The sequence below is a fragment of the Phenylobacterium sp. Root700 genome (assembly GCF_001429025.1).
Taxonomy (GTDB): domain Bacteria; phylum Pseudomonadota; class Alphaproteobacteria; order Caulobacterales; family Caulobacteraceae; genus Phenylobacterium.
Genome location: NZ_LMHT01000034.1, coordinates 82,916 through 98,005 on the forward strand (window position 1 = coordinate 82,916; position 15,090 = coordinate 98,005).

General features: G+C 67.7%; 18 protein-coding genes and 1 pseudogene. 9 read left to right on the plus strand and 10 right to left on the minus strand.

Annotated features, from left to right (window positions below):
• Nucleotides 1-14 precede the first annotated feature (14 nt).
• On the minus strand, nt 15-1,361 hold the full coding sequence (locus ASE02_RS18125; protein ID WP_235536751.1) for an MFS transporter: 1,347 nt from the start codon (nt 1,359-1,361) through the stop codon (nt 15-17).
• A 91-nt stretch (nt 1,362-1,452) separates the two neighbouring features.
• Between ASE02_RS18125 and ASE02_RS18130 the strand changes: the two genes are divergently transcribed.
• Together ASE02_RS18130 and ASE02_RS23075 are read left to right on the plus strand one after the other, a co-directional pair.
• On the plus strand, nt 1,453-2,036 hold a 584-nt coding region (locus tag ASE02_RS18130), incomplete at its 3' end, for a motility-associated protein (protein ID WP_235536752.1).
• Nucleotide 2,037: 1 nt separating this feature from the next.
• Nucleotides 2,038-2,259, plus strand: a pseudogene (locus tag ASE02_RS23075) (flagellar motor stator protein MotA); the annotation flags it as partial.
• Nucleotides 2,260-2,394: 135 nt separating this feature from the next.
• Here the strand turns inward: ASE02_RS23075 and ASE02_RS18135 are convergent.
• Nucleotides 2,395-3,474: a 5-(carboxyamino)imidazole ribonucleotide synthase gene (locus tag ASE02_RS18135; RefSeq protein WP_056736002.1), complete on the minus strand. Its 1,080-nt coding sequence runs from the start codon at nt 3,472-3,474 to the stop codon at nt 2,395-2,397.
• A 9-nt stretch (nt 3,475-3,483) separates the two neighbouring features.
• On the minus strand, nt 3,484-3,975 hold the full coding sequence (gene purE, locus ASE02_RS18140; RefSeq protein WP_056736005.1) for a 5-(carboxyamino)imidazole ribonucleotide mutase: 492 nt from the start codon (nt 3,973-3,975) through the stop codon (nt 3,484-3,486).
• Between the two features lie 123 nt (nt 3,976-4,098).
• Here purE and ASE02_RS18145 point away from each other — a divergent pair, with 123 nt between their 5' ends.
• On the plus strand, nt 4,099-4,827 hold the full coding sequence (locus tag ASE02_RS18145) for a GGDEF domain-containing protein (protein WP_056736006.1): 729 nt from the start codon (nt 4,099-4,101) through the stop codon (nt 4,825-4,827).
• Between the two features lie 142 nt (nt 4,828-4,969).
• Here the strand turns inward: ASE02_RS18145 and ASE02_RS18150 are convergent, their stop codons facing one another.
• The 3 genes from ASE02_RS18150 to ASE02_RS18160 all read right to left on the minus strand — a co-directional run bounded on the left by ASE02_RS18150 (nt 4,970) and on the right by ASE02_RS18160 (nt 6,372).
• On the minus strand, nt 4,970-5,188 hold the full coding sequence (locus ASE02_RS18150) for a YdcH family protein (RefSeq protein WP_056736008.1): 219 nt from the start codon (nt 5,186-5,188) through the stop codon (nt 4,970-4,972).
• A 136-nt stretch (nt 5,189-5,324) separates the two neighbouring features.
• Complete coding sequence (locus tag ASE02_RS18155) at nt 5,325-5,771, minus strand: TIGR02444 family protein (protein WP_056736010.1); 447 nt, start codon at nt 5,769-5,771, stop codon at nt 5,325-5,327.
• A 1-nt stretch (nt 5,772) separates the two neighbouring features.
• Nucleotides 5,773-6,372 (minus strand): UbiX family flavin prenyltransferase, encoded by a 600-nt coding sequence (locus tag ASE02_RS18160; RefSeq protein WP_056736012.1) that lies wholly within the window; start codon nt 6,370-6,372, stop codon nt 5,773-5,775.
• A gap of 130 nt (nt 6,373-6,502) precedes the next feature.
• On the opposite strand from ASE02_RS18160, the gene ASE02_RS18165 reads away from it, so the two are divergent.
• Nucleotides 6,503-6,676, plus strand: coding sequence for a DUF465 domain-containing protein (locus ASE02_RS18165; protein ID WP_056736014.1), 174 nt, complete (start codon nt 6,503-6,505; stop codon nt 6,674-6,676).
• 144 nt (nt 6,677-6,820) lie between these two features.
• Here the strand turns inward: ASE02_RS18165 and ASE02_RS18170 are convergent, their stop codons facing one another.
• A complete protein-coding gene (locus tag ASE02_RS18170) occupies nt 6,821-7,486 on the minus strand; it encodes a DUF1013 domain-containing protein (protein ID WP_056736016.1) in 666 nt (221 codons plus the stop codon).
• 219 nt (nt 7,487-7,705) lie between these two features.
• Here ASE02_RS18170 and ASE02_RS22585 point away from each other — a divergent pair, with 219 nt between their 5' ends.
• Both ASE02_RS22585 and ASE02_RS18180 read left to right on the plus strand, forming a co-directional pair.
• Nucleotides 7,706-8,044 carry a hypothetical protein gene (locus ASE02_RS22585; RefSeq protein ID WP_162257199.1) on the plus strand — a complete coding sequence of 113 codons (339 nt, stop codon included), beginning with the start codon at nt 7,706-7,708 and terminating at the stop codon, nt 8,042-8,044.
• A gap of 55 nt (nt 8,045-8,099) precedes the next feature.
• A complete protein-coding gene (locus ASE02_RS18180; protein WP_056736020.1) occupies nt 8,100-8,840 on the plus strand; it encodes a TylF/MycF/NovP-related O-methyltransferase in 741 nt (246 codons plus the stop codon).
• Between the two features lie 115 nt (nt 8,841-8,955).
• Here ASE02_RS18180 and ribB read toward each other — a convergent pair whose 3' ends face one another.
• The 3 genes from ribB to ASE02_RS18195 are packed head-to-tail and all read right to left on the minus strand — an operon-like array spanning nt 8,956 to nt 12,373.
• On the minus strand, nt 8,956-10,086 hold the full coding sequence (gene ribB, locus ASE02_RS18185; RefSeq protein WP_056736022.1) for a 3,4-dihydroxy-2-butanone-4-phosphate synthase: 1,131 nt from the start codon (nt 10,084-10,086) through the stop codon (nt 8,956-8,958).
• A complete protein-coding gene (locus ASE02_RS18190) occupies nt 10,083-10,658 on the minus strand; it encodes an NADPH-dependent FMN reductase (RefSeq protein WP_056736024.1) in 576 nt (191 codons plus the stop codon). The genes ribB and ASE02_RS18190 overlap by 4 nt, the downstream gene beginning before the upstream one ends.
• Complete coding sequence (locus ASE02_RS18195; protein ID WP_056736573.1) at nt 10,655-12,373, minus strand: class I adenylate-forming enzyme family protein; 1,719 nt, start codon at nt 12,371-12,373, stop codon at nt 10,655-10,657. Before ASE02_RS18195 ends, ASE02_RS18190 begins: the two co-directional genes overlap by 4 nt.
• Nucleotides 12,374-12,741: 368 nt before the next feature.
• On the opposite strand from ASE02_RS18195, the gene ASE02_RS23080 reads away from it, so the two are divergent.
• The 3 genes from ASE02_RS23080 to ASE02_RS18210 are packed head-to-tail and all read left to right on the plus strand — an operon-like array spanning nt 12,742 to nt 15,076.
• Nucleotides 12,742-13,452 carry a DUF1428 domain-containing protein gene (locus ASE02_RS23080; protein WP_056736026.1) on the plus strand — a complete coding sequence of 237 codons (711 nt, stop codon included), beginning with the start codon at nt 12,742-12,744 and terminating at the stop codon, nt 13,450-13,452.
• 14 nt (nt 13,453-13,466) lie between these two features.
• Complete coding sequence (locus ASE02_RS18205) at nt 13,467-13,832, plus strand: YciI family protein (RefSeq protein WP_056736028.1); 366 nt, start codon at nt 13,467-13,469, stop codon at nt 13,830-13,832.
• Nucleotides 13,829-15,076, plus strand: a complete 1,248-nt coding sequence (locus ASE02_RS18210) for an RNA polymerase sigma factor (protein ID WP_056736030.1) — start codon at nt 13,829-13,831, stop codon at nt 15,074-15,076. Before ASE02_RS18205 ends, ASE02_RS18210 begins: the two co-directional genes overlap by 4 nt.
• Nucleotides 15,077-15,090 lie beyond the last annotated feature (14 nt).

Genomic DNA, 15,090 nt, shown 5'->3' on the forward strand with positions numbered 1-15,090 from the left:
GGATCTATGAGTTCCTACAGCCCGCCCTCGTCGCTCTTCTCCAGCGTCGCCATCGCGGCGTCGGCCCGGGTGGCCGGCTGCGGGTCGGCGTTCTTCAGCTGCGAATTGCGCAGGGCGTAGATCAGCATGGCGACCATCAGCAGGCCGCACAGCACGAAGGGCGCCGGCGCGACGCGCTCGTAGAGCCAGACGAAGAACGGAGCGAGCACCACGTTGACGCCGTTCACGGCGGCGATGGCGCCAGCGACGCGCGCCTGCTCATGCATGCCCACGGCCAGCGACGCGCCGGCCGTGAAGCCGGGACGGGCCAGGCCGAACCCCAGGCTGGAGATCGCAAAACCCGCCACCACCGCGGCGTAGGTCGGCTGCAGGGCGACGATGACATTGCCCAGCGCCGCCACGCCCACGCCCCAGCGCAGGAGCTGGCGCGGGGTCATCTCGAACATCCGGATGATGCCCCACTGGGCCAGCAGGCCGGCCATGGCGCCGAACATCATGGCGATGGCGATGAAGCCCTGGGCCTTCATCGGATCGAGGCCGAGCTTGTCGATGATCAGGAAGCCCAGGGTCTGGGCCTGGGCGGTCTGGCAGACCGCGACGATGAAGCCGTAGACCAGGAACGGCGTGACGCGCGGATCGCGCCACATGGGCTTTTCCTTGATCGCGTCGCCGCCGGCGGCATCCTTGGCGATCTCGGCGCGAACCGGCGCGACCGGCATTTGCTGACTTTCCGGCAGCAGCTTCCAGACAATGAACAGCATCACCCCGGCCATGGCCGCGAAGCCGAGCATCGGCCCGGCCAGGCCGACGAACGGCAGGACGAACAGCGGCGCCAGGAACGGCCCGATGACCGTACCCAGACCAAAGGCGCCGGCCAGGCTCGACATCGACTGGGTCCGCAGTTCCGGCGGGGTGTGCTCGGCCACATAGGCCTGGGTCGCGGGGTTGGAGGCCGAGCCGAACAGGCCAAACAGCGCCCGCGCGAACAGGAAGCAGATGAAGATGATCATCGGCGTGGCCATGTGATGCAGGCCGGCCATCACCACCAGGGCGCAGGCGATCATCGAGAACATGAAGCCCGAGAGCCCGATCAGCATCAAAGGCTTGCGGCCATGACGGTCGGAGGCTCGGGCCCACCAGGGCGACGAAAACGCCCACAGCAGAGCCGAGAGCGAAAAGATCGCCGCCACCATCGGATCGGGAATGCCGATCGACCGGCCGATGGCCGGGAGCACCGAGATCATCCCGGTGTTTCCCATGGCGGTCACCAGGGATACGCCGAAGATGATGGCGAACGTCTTCTTGGGGAGGCCTTCCGGCGCAGATGCGGGCTTGGGCATGTGATCGCTGTTAAGCCGCACCGAACCCTTGTGCAAACACGGAAATGCACACGTGGAATTAAGCATTAATCGCGATGGTTGGGGCTGGACGTCGCGGGGGCAGCCTTTTCCAATGTTTCAGATTATCGGCATCGTGCTGCTGTTCGCCCTGGTGTTCGGCAGCTTCCTGATCTCCGGCGGCAATCTGGGCGTGATCATGCACGCCGCCCCGCACGAGTTGATGGCGATCCTGGGCGCGGGCGTCGCGGCCTTCCTGATCGGCAACTCCGTCCCGGTCATCAAGGGCACGCTGAGCGGCTTTGGCAAGGTGTTCGCCGGCCCCAAGTGGAAGGCTTCGGACTACCGTGACCTGCTGTCGCTGCTGTTCCTGCTGACCAAGACCATGAAGTCCAAGGGCGTGATCGCCCTGGAAAGCCACATCGAGAACCCGAAGGAGAGCACGATCTTCTCGCGCTTCCCGCGGGTGATGAAGGACCACTTCGCCGTCGACTTCATCTGCGACACGCTGCGGATGATGACCATGAACCTCGAAGACCCGCACCAGGTCGAGGACGCCATGGAAACCCAGCTGGAGAAGCACCACCACGAGGCGCTGGCGCCCGCCGGCGCGTTGCAGAACCTCGCCGACGCCCTGCCCGCGCTCGGCATCGTCGCGGCCGTGCTCGGGATCATCAAGACCATGGGCGCGATCACCGANCTGGCCTATGGCCTGGTCGGGCCGATGGCCACGCGCCTGAAGGAAGTGGTCGAGGAGGAAGGCTCCTTCTACAAGATCATCCAGTCGGTGCTGGTCGCCCACCTGCATGGCAACGCCGCTCAGATCTCGGTCGAGATCGGCCGCGGCAGCGTGCCTTCGGGCGCGCAACCGAGCTTCCTGGAACTGGAAGAAGCGCTGTCGGCCATCCCGGCCGAGGCGTAGTACGACCCAGATGCTCCCCCGCTGGGGGAGCTGTCAGCCGCTTGGCTGACTGAGGGGGACTTCAAGTCCTGCCCCTCCGCCTCGCCTTCGGCGATCCATCTCCCCCAGCGGGGGAGGATCTAGTGTCTCTAAAACCTACAGCGGCCGCAGCCGGTTCACGTGGCCCATCTTGCGGCCCGGCTTGGCGTCGCGCTTGCCATAAAGGTGCACGCGGGTCTCCGGCTCGCCGGCCAGCTTGGCCCAGGCGTCGGCTTCCTTGCCCAGCAGATTCAGCATCTCGACCTGGGAATGGGCGTGGGTGGGCCCCAGCGGCCAACCGGCCACCGCACGGATATGCTGTTCGAACTGATCGACCTCGCAGCCGTCCATCGTCCAGTGGCCGGTGTTGTGAACCCGCGGCGCGATCTCATTGACCAGCAGCTTGCCGTCGGCGAGTTCGAACAGCTCGATGCCGATCACCCCGACATAGTCCAGGGCGCTAAGGATCTTGGCGGCGATCCGCTCGGCCTGGTCCGCGGTGTCCGCCGACACCTTGGCCGGCGCATAGGTGCGGCGCAGGACGCCCTTCTCGTGGTGGTTCTCGGCCAGCGGATAGACCGCGATCTCGCCATTGCGGCCGCGCGCGGCGATCACCGACAGTTCGCGCACGAAATTGGCGGGCGCTTCCAGGATCACCGGCTTGGCGCCGACGGCCTCGAAGGCGGCCGCCGCGTCGGCGGCGTGCTCGACCCAGCGCTGGCCCTTGCCGTCATAGCCCTCGCGGCGAGTCTTCATCAGGGCCGGCGCGCCGAGACCCACCATCGCCGCCTGAGCGGCCTGGGCGCTGTCGGCGGCGGCGAAGGCCACCGTGGCGACCCCGGCGTCGTTCAGGAAGGTCTTCTCCTCGACCCGGTCCTGGGCGACCGCCAAGGCGCGCGCCCCGGGCGCGACCGCCACACCGAGCGAGGTCAGGTGTTCGACCGAGGCGGCCGGCACGTTCTCGAACTCGAACGTGACCACGCGGGCGAGCTTGGAAAGCGCCTCCAGCGCCTTGGGATCGTCATAGGCCCCGACCACGGTGTGGGCGGCTACGCGAGTGGCCGGCGCGCCGGGTTCCGGCTCGAGGATGGCCACGTCGAAGCCCAGCCGGCCGGCGGCGAGCGCCAGCATCCGGCCAAGCTGCCCCCCGCCGAGAATCCCGATCGTGGAGCCGGGGGGCAGAGGCAGTTTAGGCATTAAAGTCTCTCAGTCCTCGACCGTCTCGGCGACGCTGTCGGTATGGCGAGCCCGGTACTGCGCCAGGCGTTCGGCAAGCGCTTCATCTGAAAGCGCCAGGATTTGGGCGGCGAGAAGGCCGGCGTTCTTCGCGCCCGCCTCGCCGATGGCCAGGGTCGCGACCGGAATGCCGCCGGGCATCTGGACGATGGAGAGCAGACTGTCCATGCCCTTCAGGGCCTTGGACTCCACCGGCACGCCCAGCACGGGCAGCTCGGTGAGCGAGGCGGTCATGCCCGGCAGGTGCGCCGCGCCGCCGGCCCCGGCGATGATCACCTTGAAGCCGGCCGCCTTGGCGCCCTTGGCGAAGGCGTACATGCGATCAGGCGTACGGTGCGCCGAAACGACCTTGGCTTCGTAGGCCACGCCGAGCGCGTCCAGACTGTCCGCCGCAGCCTTCATTGTGGGCCAGTCTGACCGACTGCCCATGATGATGGCGACCAACGCTTTCGTTGCGCTCATTCCGACGTGCCCCTTCTTCGGAAAGGCGCGGAGTATAGGCGCCGGCCTTGCGCCCGCAACCAAGGACGTTCAGGATTCTTAACTGACTTGGAAATCTGTGATTCCCAACGGAAGAATGGCTCCATGAAAATCACCAGCGCCCGCTCCGAAGCCTTCTCGGCGATCCGCAAGCGCGCGCTGGTCCAGGCGGGCGCTCAAGCCACCGCCCATATCGCGACCTCGGTCGACAAGACCGCCTTTCTAGGCCTCGACGAGACCGATCTGACCCCGGCCGTTCAAGGCGCGGTGAAGACCCTGCTGACCGAGATCGATGAACTGCGCGGCGAGGTGTCGCGCCTGAAGGCCAAGCTGACCGAGGTCGAGAGCCTGGCCGACCGCGATCCGCTCACCCCGCTGCTCAACCGCCGCGCCTTCGTCCGTGAGCTGGGACGCATCCGCACCTTCTCCCAGCGCTACGGCTCGCCCGCCAGCCTGGTCTATTTCGACGTCGACGGCTTCAAGAGCGTCAACGACCGCTATGGCCACGCCGCCGGCGACGCCTGCCTCTGCGCGGTGGCCGAGCGCTTGGTCTCCAACATCCGCGAGAGCGATATCGTCGGGCGCATGGGCGGCGACGAGTTCGCGGTGATCCTGGTCCAGGCCGACCGCCCGACCGCCGAGGCCAAGGCCCAGGTGCTGGCCGAGGCCATCGAGCGCACGCCGATCCGCTTCGGCGAATGGAGCGCCCCGCTGCACATCTCGTTCGGGGTGCGGGAGATCTCCTCGGAGATCGATCCCGAGGCCCTGGTCGCCGAGGCCGACGCGGCGATGTTCATCCGCAAGCGCGAGCAGCGCGGCTTCGATCCCCGCTAAGCTGGCGCGATGAACCTAGATCCTCCCCCGCTGGGGGAGGTGGCGCGCGGCACGCGCGACGGGGGGAATAGTCGTAAGTCCCCCTCAGTCAGCCTTCGGCTGACGGCTCCCCCAGCGGGGGAGCATCTGGGGATCAGGCGCTTCAGGCGATGATGTCGGGGGTCTGCTGATCTTTCAGGCGCTCGATCTCGTCCTTCAGGGCGAGCTTCTTCCGCTTCAGCCGCGCGATGACCATCATGTCGGGGACCGGGGCCACGGCGATGGCCTGGACCGCGACGTCCAGATCGGAGTGTTCCTGCACCAGGACCCGCAGGCGCGCGCCAAGCGTCGCCTCGGGATCGTCCCTCTCGTCGTCGTTCATACGCTTACCGCCCCGGAGCCCGCGAAGAGGGCTCAAACCCAAAGAAACCAAGCTTGCCGACCGCCGAAACCGGATTCCACTTTCGGCTGACGAGCTCAAGCTCCAACTGCGATGATGCCATGGCCCGGGCCATGGTCTAGCTCAGTGCGCTCGCCAGGCGAGCCAGGGCGTCGTCCGGCGCGCGAACTCCCCAGGCGCGCGAAGCCGCTTGTAGCGCGGCGAGCGCCGGGGTCCCACCGCGACGCTGCTCGGTGAGCGCCTCGAAGGTTTCCATCAGCACCCGTTCGGCGCGCAGCTCGACGGCTTTCACATCCTCGCGCAAGCTTTCGCGGGCCCCGTCGTCGATCGCCGCGAACGGCGGCTTCAGGGTACGGCGGATCTCGCGGACCGGCGCCAGGACCCGGGCGTCCCAGACCTTGCCCGCATTGGCCGCGGCGGCCAGCACGGCGGCGTCCGGCCCCTCGGCCCACACCGCCCAGAGCAGGAACGAGGTGTTCAGGCCGTGGTCGTCCTGCAGCGTCAGGCAGGCCTCCGGCACGCCGGGCCGCGAATAGGCCTCCAGCGTCCAATCCCATAGCGACATCTCAGGCGTCTCCCGTCAGCGGGCCGACGTCCTGGCCCCAGCGCTTCACCGGCCGCCAGGAAAGACCGAACAGATCGAGGGCGCGGCCGACCGACTGGTCGACCATCTCCTCAAGGGTCGCGGGCTTGGCGTAGAAGGCCGGCAGCGGCGGGGCGATGATCGCGCCCATCTCGGCCAGCCGGACCATGGTGCGCAGATGGCCCAGGTGCAGCGGCGTCTCGCGCACCATCAGCACCAGCGGCCGGCGCTCCTTCAAGGTGACGTCGGCGGCGCGGGTCAGCAGGGACGAGGTCACGCCGGTGGCGATCTCGCTCATGGTGCGGACCGAGCACGGCGCGATGATCATGCCAAGCGTGGGAAACGATCCCGAGGCCACCGAGGCGCCGACATCGCCGACCTTGTGGATCACATCGGCGCGAGCCTGCGCCTGCGCGATCGACAGATCGGTCTCCTGGGCCAGCGTCAGGGCCGCGGCCTTGGAGAAGATCAGGTGGCTCTCGACGGAGAGCTCGCGGCAAGCGTCCAACACCCGCAGGCCATAGGCTACGCCGCTCGCGCCGGAGACGCCGACAACCAGGCGTGGCCGCTCAGGTTTGGTCATGCCTTTGGGTCTCCACCGCAGGTTTCAAGGCGTCGACGCCCGACGCCCAACTGCAAACATATGTGATCTGACAGGCCAGACCAGCGGGTGTTCACTCTCGATGTTAGGTTCAACAAGGAGATGACACGTCATGGCCGTTGAAGCCCGTATTCGCGAACTTGGGTCCCGCCATCAAAAGCTGGACACGGCGATCCAGGAGGAGACGAAGAGGCCGGCCTCAGACGCCATCAAGTTGAAGGAGCTGAAGTTACAGAAGCTCAAGCTCAAGGAAGAGATCGAGGCCCTCGGCGCGCAAGCGCACTAGAGCCAAGGCGTCTTCCTTGTCCGCGGGAGGGGCCGGACGCCAGACGACTCTGATTGACCGCCTCCCCGGTCCCCGGAGACGGTCGGCAGGGTCGTCTGAGCGTGTGCGTCAGGGAAGGGCCGCGCCCTTCCCCAGGCGACCCGCCTAGTCTTCGTCGCCGTCCTCGTCGTCGTAATGCGGCTGCTCGGCTTCGTGAACTTCCGGTGCGGCCTTGGCCACGCCAGTTTCGGAGGCCGGCTCCAGCGTCGGGCCGTCGACGATGCCGCGCTTGGCGTCGTCCTTGGCCTTCTTCTCGGCCGCCTTCTTCACCACCGCGTCCAGCTCCATCTGGGTCGAGAGACCCAGCGTCACCGGGTCGACCGGCTTGATCTGAGCCGAGTTCCAGTGGCTGCGGGTGCGCACCTGGTCGATGGTGGCCTTGGTGGTGCCCAACAGGCGGGCGATCTGGCTGTCGGCCACTTCCGGGTGGTTGCGGATGAACCAGGCGATGGCGTCCGGACGGTCCTGGCGGCGCGACACCGGGGTGTAGCGCGGAGCCTTCTTCACCGGCTTCAGCAGTTCGGCGTGGCGGCTCTTCTGAGCCGTCATCCGGTACTTCGCATTGGCTTGCGCCCGATCCAGTTCTTCACGCGAGAGCTGGCCGTTGGCGATCGGATCGGCGCCGCGGATGTCGCGCGCCACTTCGCCGTCGGCGATGCCCTTCACTTCCAACGGATGCAGCCCGCAGAAGTCAGCGACCTGATCGAAGGTCAGCGAAGTGTTGTCGACCAACCAGACTGCGGTCGCCTTCGGCATCAGGATGTCGGTCATGACGGTCTTCCCCAAAATGACGGCGCCCGGCCTTTCGGCCGGGCGGTGCAATGAAGCAGCCTGTCATATAGGCGGGTTCAGCGCCCAAGAAAACGACAATCCTCGGGCGACCTCCGCGGCAAAGTCCATGCGCCGCGTGTTCGCGCAAGACAATCGCCGCGGACGTGCCAAACTCATTCCCAACAACGACCCCTTGGGAGGGCTCCAGGAATGAAGGGCGTGATCCTTCCGATCGCCGCCGCCGCGATGCTGACGGCGTGTGCGACAACACCCAGGCCGCTGACCTCGATCCAGACGCAGCAGGTCGACTACAGCAACCTGTCCTGCCGTCAACTGGCCGCCGAACTGGCCCTGACCCAGCGGGCCTATGCGTCCGCCAGCAAACGCGAACGCCAGCCGCAAACGGGACAGACCGCCCAGGCCTTCCTCTTCCCGGCCTCGCTGGGCGCCGCGCCTCCGGCCGCCAGCACCAAACTGCTGGCCCGCCTGGACGACCTGCGGCGCGCCTCGCGGGCCAAACGCTGCACCAGCGTCATCCTTCGGACCGCCACAGCGTAACCAAGCTCTCCGAACGGGGTTGTCAGATGGCGCGAGCGGCCATAGCAACTCATCCATGGCGCGCATCGAACTGCCGGCGATCGGCACACCCGACACCATCATCGGCGGCCGCTCGGCCCGCGACGGCTACCAGCGCGGCTGGGGGCTGATGCATGCCGGCCTGGCGGAAAAGGTCGCCGCCGACCCGCTCTATCAGGCCGCGGTCGAGGCGAGTGGCGGCTGGTCGCTGATGGTCGAGGCCAAGCGGATGAACCTGTTCCTCATCCTGACCCTCTTCTCCGACCAACTCGACGGCCGTGACGTCATCGAGTTCGGCTCGTTCCGGGGCGGCAATGCGCTGTTCATGGCCCATGTGATGAAGGCGCTGCGGCCCAAGGCCAAGGTCTACGCCTGCGACACCTATGCCGGCATGCCGGTCACCGACGCCTCGCGCGACCTGCACGGGGCCGGCGACTTCGCCGAGGCGTCCTATGAGGCGCTGGTCAAGCGACGCGACAAGCTCAAGCTGAAGAACCTGGAGATCGTGAAGGGCCTGTTCCAGGACACCTTCCCCGCCATCGCCCGCAAGAAGCCGAAGTTCGGCTTGGCCCACATCGACTGCGATATCTATTCCGGGGTGAAGTACGCCCAGGACGAGGTCTGGCCGTTCATGGCGAGCGGCGGCTACGTGGTCTATGACGACGCCGACGCCCCCTCCTGCATTGGCGCCACCGAGGCGGTCGAGCAACTGGTCATGGAACGCCGGCTGCACTCAGAGCAGGTCTGGCCGCACTGGGTGTTCCGGGCGGGGCTTTAGGCCCCCTCAGTCGCCTGCGGCGACAGCTCCCCCAGAGGGGGAGCATCTCAGACAACCAAATCCTCCCCCGCTGGGGGAGGTGGCGCGCGTAGCGCGACGGAGGGGGAAGCGGCCCCTACGCGTCCAGCGGACGGCGGCCGACGATCCGCAGGCCGTAACCGCCCGACCCCGGCAGCACCGTGGCGCTGTTGGAGAGCAGCTCCATGTCACGCACCCCGAGATCCAGCAGAATCTGGGCGCCGACGCCGTAGTCGCGCAGCACGTTGGCGCCGTGATCGGTTCCCGGATCCGCGCCGTAACGCTCCGACAGCCAGGCCGGGTTGGAGTCGCGGATGAACACCGCCACGCCCGCGCCGTCGTAGTCGGCGATGGCCTGCAGCGCCTTGGGCACATAGTCCCGGCGGCTCTCCTTGTGGCCCAGCATGTCGGCGGCGAAGTCGACGCGGTGCATGCGCACCAGGGTCGGCTTGTCGGCGTCGATCTTGCCCTTGGTCAGGACCACATGCTCGGTCTTGTCGAGGATGTTGCGGTAGATGACCATCCGGAAGCGGCCGCCATAGGTGCTGTCGAACGGCGTCTCCAGCACCCGCTCCACCTGCCGCTCGGTGCGGCGGCGATAGGCGATCAGGTCGGCGATGGTGCCGATCTTGAGGCCGTGCAGCTGGGCGAAGGAAATCAGGTCCGGCAGACGGGCCATCGACCCGTCGTCCTTCATGATCTCGCAGATCACCCCGGCCGGGTTGAGGCCGGCCATGCGGCTGATGTCGACGGCGGCCTCGGTGTGGCCGGCGCGGACCAGCACGCCGCCGTCCTTGGCGACCAGCGGGAAGACGTGGCCGGGCGAGACGATCTCGTCGGCGCCCTTGGTGGGGTCGACGGCCACAGCGATGGTGTGGGCGCGGTCATGGGCCGAGATGCCGGTGGTCACGCCCTCGCGGGCCTCGACCGAAACCGTGAAGGCGGTGCCGTGGCCCGACTGGTTGTCGATCGCCATCGGCGGCAGGCGCAGGGCCCGGGCGCGCTCGGCGGTGATCGACAGGCAGATCAGGCCGCGCGCGTGCTTGGCCATGAAGTTGATCTGGTCGGGGGTGGCGAACTGGGCGGGGATGATGACATCGCCCTCGTTCTCGCGGTCCTCGGCGTCGACCAGGATGTAGGGCCGCCCGTTGCGGGCGTCCTCGATGATGTCCTCGATCGGCGAGATCGCCGATTCATGCGGCGCATCGGAAACAGTGTGGGCGGTCATGTGCGGGCCTTCATCTTGGCGAAGTCCAGGACCTGCTCGCCGACGGTGGTAAGTTGCCAGGCGTCCTTGGCCTCGTTGCAGGCGCCGGCGGCGTCGAACAGGGGGGACGTCGAGTTGAGGGCTGCGCCGAACGGAGTCGGCCAGCCTCGCAGCGCATGTATGATCGAGCGCAGCGTTGTCAAAGTGGTGCCGGCGGCCTGCCAGCCGTCTGCGGTGATGATGCAGCCGACCGCGCGGTCGGTCAGATAGGGCCGCGCGTCGGTGCGCAGCACCTCCAGCGTGTCGAGCGCGTTCTTGATCACCCCGGAGATCGAGCCGTGATAGCCCGGGCTGGCGACGATCACGCCGTCGGCCTGCCGCACGGTGTCGGCCAGCAGCTTCTGCTCGTCGGTCTGGTCGGCGTTGGCCGGATTGAAGATCGGCAGGTGCGACAGGAACTCGCCGCCCAGCAGGCGGGTCTCCCCGCCCGCGGCTTCCACGGCTCGCAAGGCACATTGCAACGCGCATTCGCTGGAGGACCCCGGCCGGGTCGTGCCGCCGATGCCGACGATCAGCGGCTTACGCGAACTCATGCCTCACCCTCGAACACCTTCTTCAGCTCCGTCTTCACGATCTTGCCGTTGGCGTTGCGCGGCAGGGTTTCGGGCCAGAACACGACCTTCACCGGAACCTTGAACGCCGCCAGCCGCTCGCGAACGAAGGCCTTCAGCTCCGCCTCGTCGGCCTTGCCGCCTGGTTTCAGGTGAACCACGGCGGCCGGTTCCTCGCCCAGCGTCTTGTGCGGGACGCCCACCAGGGCGGCGTCCATCACGTCGGGGTGGTCGTACAGCACATTCTCCACCTCAACGCAGTAGATGTTTTCACCGCCGCGGATCAGCATGTCCTTGGCCCGATCGACGATGAACAGGAAACCCTCGTCGTCCAGCCGCGCCAGATCGCCCGTCCGCAGCCAGCCGTCGACGAAGGTTTCGGCCGTGGCCTCCGGCTTGTTCCAATAGCCCTTCACGACCTGCGGTCCCTTGACCCACAGCTCGCCGACCACGTTCGCCCCCAGCAGCGTCTTGCCGTCGGCCGGGTCGCGGATCTGCATCTCGCCGACCGGCGCGGCCGGGCCGGCGCTGTCGGGACGGTTCTCGTAATCCTTGCCCAGGTGCGAGGTGAAGGTGGCCGTAGTCTCGGTCATGCCCCAGCCGTTGCCGGGCTGGGAGGCCGGGAACACCTCGATGATCTTGCGCACCAGTTCCGGCGCCGAGGGCGCGCCGCCATAGGCCACCGACATCAGGCTGGAGAGGTCGTACTTGTCGCGGGCCGGATGCTCGATCAGCTGCCAGGCGATGGTCGGCACCCCGCCGGTGGAGTTGACCTTCTCGCGCTCGATCAAGGCCATGGCCGGCTCGGTCTCCCAACGGCGCATCAGCACGATCTTGCCGCCCGCGTTCATGGCCGGCGCCAGGTTGGCGCTGAGCCCGGTGGCGTGGAACATCGGCACCACCAGCAGATTGACCCGCTGGGGCAGCTTATGCGGATCGGACTCCGGCAGCGGCTGGCCGGCGCGCAGGAAATTACGCGTCGCCGAGATGCCGCTGGCCATGATGTTCGAGGTCATGTTGCGGTGGGTGCCCAGCGCGCCCTTCGGCTTACCGGTGGTTCCCGACGTATAGAGAATGGTGGCGTCGTCCTCGGGGCCGAGCGGCACGTCCGGCAAGGGTTGGTCGGCCAGCAGGCCCCAATCAGCCACCTTGCCGATCACGTCCTCCAGGCGTCGCACCTTCGGATCGGTCGGATCGGTCGCCAAGCGCGGCGCATAGACCTTCTCCAGGTTCGGTAGAGCGCCGAACGAGGCGGCGATGCGCTCCAGCCGTTCATCGTCGACGATGGCGATCTTGGTTCCAGAATCGGCCAGGCCGTATTCCAGCTCCGGCCCGGTCCACCAGGCGTTCAGCGGGGTGACGATGGCCCCGGCCAGGATGCCGGCCCAGAACGCCACCGGCCATTCGGGGATGTTGCGCATGACGACGGCGACACGGTCGCCCTTCTTCACGCCATCGGCCTGCAGCTGACGCGCCAGGGTGATGGTCGCGCGGGCGAAGGCCTCGAAGGTGGCGCGGTCGTTCTCGTAGACCAGGAACTCGCGGTCCTTGAAGGTGCGGCCGTTCAGGAAGATGTCGCGCAGGGTCGGCGGGGCGTTCTTCCAGGTCCGGGTCGTGACCCCGCGGATGTCCATTTCCTCGATCTCGAAACGCTGGCCCGGCGCGGTCAGCCGCGCGTGAGCTTCGGCCAGCGTCATGACCGGCCAGGTGGGCGCCGAGGGGGATGGAGTCTGGGTCTGCACGTCGGTCACGCAATGTCCTCGAGAATGAAACGGCTAAAAATGCAGAGAGGGGGCATCCAAAAACGGAGCCCCCGCACACTAGCGCCAGGCTTCGCGGGCGGTACACCCTTGGATTCAGATTGCGCCGGTTACATCGTGAGGCGCCCAGGGGCCCGGCCGCAGGACAACGAGATCGGATCGCGACTGTCGCTGGAGCAACTGGCGCGCCGTTTCGAGGATTAGAAAAAGTTTCGGGGCGATGTCGAATTCCGGCGACGCCGAACGACTAGGCGCATTCACGGCGAAACACTCGCCGAGACAGCTCAGACCGAAAGGAAGAAGCCATGGCCTATGTGCAGGGGTTCGTCGCCGCGGTTCCCGCCGCGAATAAGGAAGCCTATCGCCAGCACGCCGCCGGCGCCACGGCGCTGTTCAGAGAGTTCGGCGTGATCCGGATGGTCGAGGCCTGGGGCGACGACGTGCCCGACGGCAAGGTCACCGACTTTAAGGGCGCGGTGAAAGCCCAGCCCGGAGAGGTCATCGTCTTCGCCTGGCACGAATACGCCAGCAAGGCGGCGGCGCTGGCGGCCTTTGAGAAAATGATGAGCGACCCGCGCATGGAGGACATGGGGACGAACATGCCCTTCGACGCCCAGCGCATGATCTATGGCGGCTTCGTCCCGATCATCGAGGCGGGCGCGGTTGGAGCGATGGGCTATCTCGACGGCTCGCTGCTCGCGGTCCCGGAGGCCAACAAGGACGCCTATCGCGACCTCACCATCCGGCAGGCCGCGATCCTGATGGAATACGGCGCGACCCGCGTCGTCGACGGCTGGGGCGATGACGTCCCCGACGGCAAGGTCACCGACTTCAAGGGCGCCGTGAAGGCCACGAGCGACGAGACCGTCGTGTTCAGCTGGATCGAATGGCCCTCGAAGGCGGTCCGCGACCAGGCCTGGGGCAAGGTGTTCGCCGACCCGCGCATGCATTCCGACACCCCCTATGACGCCCAACGCTGGGTCCACGGCGGTTTCGCCCCCATCCTCGACGCCTGAAGCAAGGAGTCGATATGCGCTACGCCTGCATCATCTATTACGACCCCAGCGTCCTGTTCGGTGGAAGCCCGGAGGCCAACGGCGTCCTCGCCCAGTGCGAGACGCATGACGAGGTCCTCAAGGCCAGCGGCCACTTCGTCGCCGGCGAAGCGCTGACCATGCCCGACGAGGCCATGACCGTGCGGATGCGCGACGGGAAGATGTCGGCCGTCGACGGCCCGTTCATGGAGACCAAGGAGATGCTGGGCGGCTTCATCATCATCGAGGCGCGCGACCTCAATGAAGCCGTTCAGGTCGCCGCCGGGATCCCGCAGGCCAGGATCGGCACGATCGAGGTCCGGCCCATCGTGGACTTCAGCCAGCCTCGCCCGGAACTGTGAGCCAGGCCGGCGCACGCGTCAGCCTGGAGGCGGTCTACCGCACCGAGGCGCGGCGCGTGCTGGCGACGCTGATCCGGCTGCTAGGCGGTTTCGACGCGGCGGAGGAGGCCCTTCACGAGGCCTTCGCCGCCGCGGCCGAGCAGTGGCCGCGCGAGGGCGTCCCCACCAATCCCTATGCCTGGCTGGTCTCCGCCGGGCGCTTCAGAACCATCGATCGCTGGCGTCGTCAGGCCCGGCTGGCCGGCGCCTTGCCGCAGCTGGCGGTCCTGGCCGAGCCGGCGCCGGAACCCGCCATGCCCGAGGCTGTCCAGGACGACGAACTGCGACTGATCTTCACCTGCTGCCACCCGGCCCTGGCGCCGGACGCCCGCATCGCCCTGACCCTGCGCGAGGTGGGCGGATTGACCACCGAGGAGATCGCCCGCGCCTATCTGTCGCCCGCCCCGACCATCGCCCAGCGCATCGTGCGGGCCAAGGCGAAGATCCGCGACGAGGCGATCCCCTACGAAATCCCCGGCCGCGCCGACCTGCCGGACCGGATCGATAGCGCGCTGCGCGTAGTCTATCTGATCTTCAACGAGGGCTACGCCGCGACGCAGGGGCCGAGCCTGACGCGCGGCGACCTCTGCGCCGAGGCGGTCCGGCTGGGCCGGTTGCTGGTCGATCTGCTGGACGAACCCGAGGCGCTTGGCCTGCTGGCCCTGATGCTGCTGCACGAGGCGCGGCGCGCCACCCGCGTCGACGCGGCGGGTGATCTGGTCCTGCTGGAGAACCAGGACCGATTGCTATGGGATCGCGCGCGGATCGCCGAGGCCCGCGCCCTGATCGGACAGTCCATGGGATCGCGGCGCATCGGACCCTACGGCCTGCAAGCCGCCATCGCCGCGGTCCACGCCCAGGCGCCGAGCACCGATGAAACCGATTGGGCCCAGATCACCGGGCTCTATGACGTGCTGCTGCGCATCGCGCCCTCGCCGGTGATCGGCCTGAACCGCGCCGTCGCGCTGGGCATGCGCGACGGACCGCAGGCCGGGCTCGTCGCCATCGAGGCGGTGATCGGAGAGGGCGGGCTGGGCGGCTACCACCTGGCGCACGCCGCCCGCGCCGACATGCAGCGCAGGCTGGGCCTGACCGAAGCGGCGCAGGCCTCCTACAGACGCGCCCTGGATCTGGCGCGCCAGCCGGCCGAGCGCCGGTTCCTGCAAGGAAGGCTGGATGATCTGGCCGTCCGAGGCGCGCCCTGAGACGCGCCTCGGGA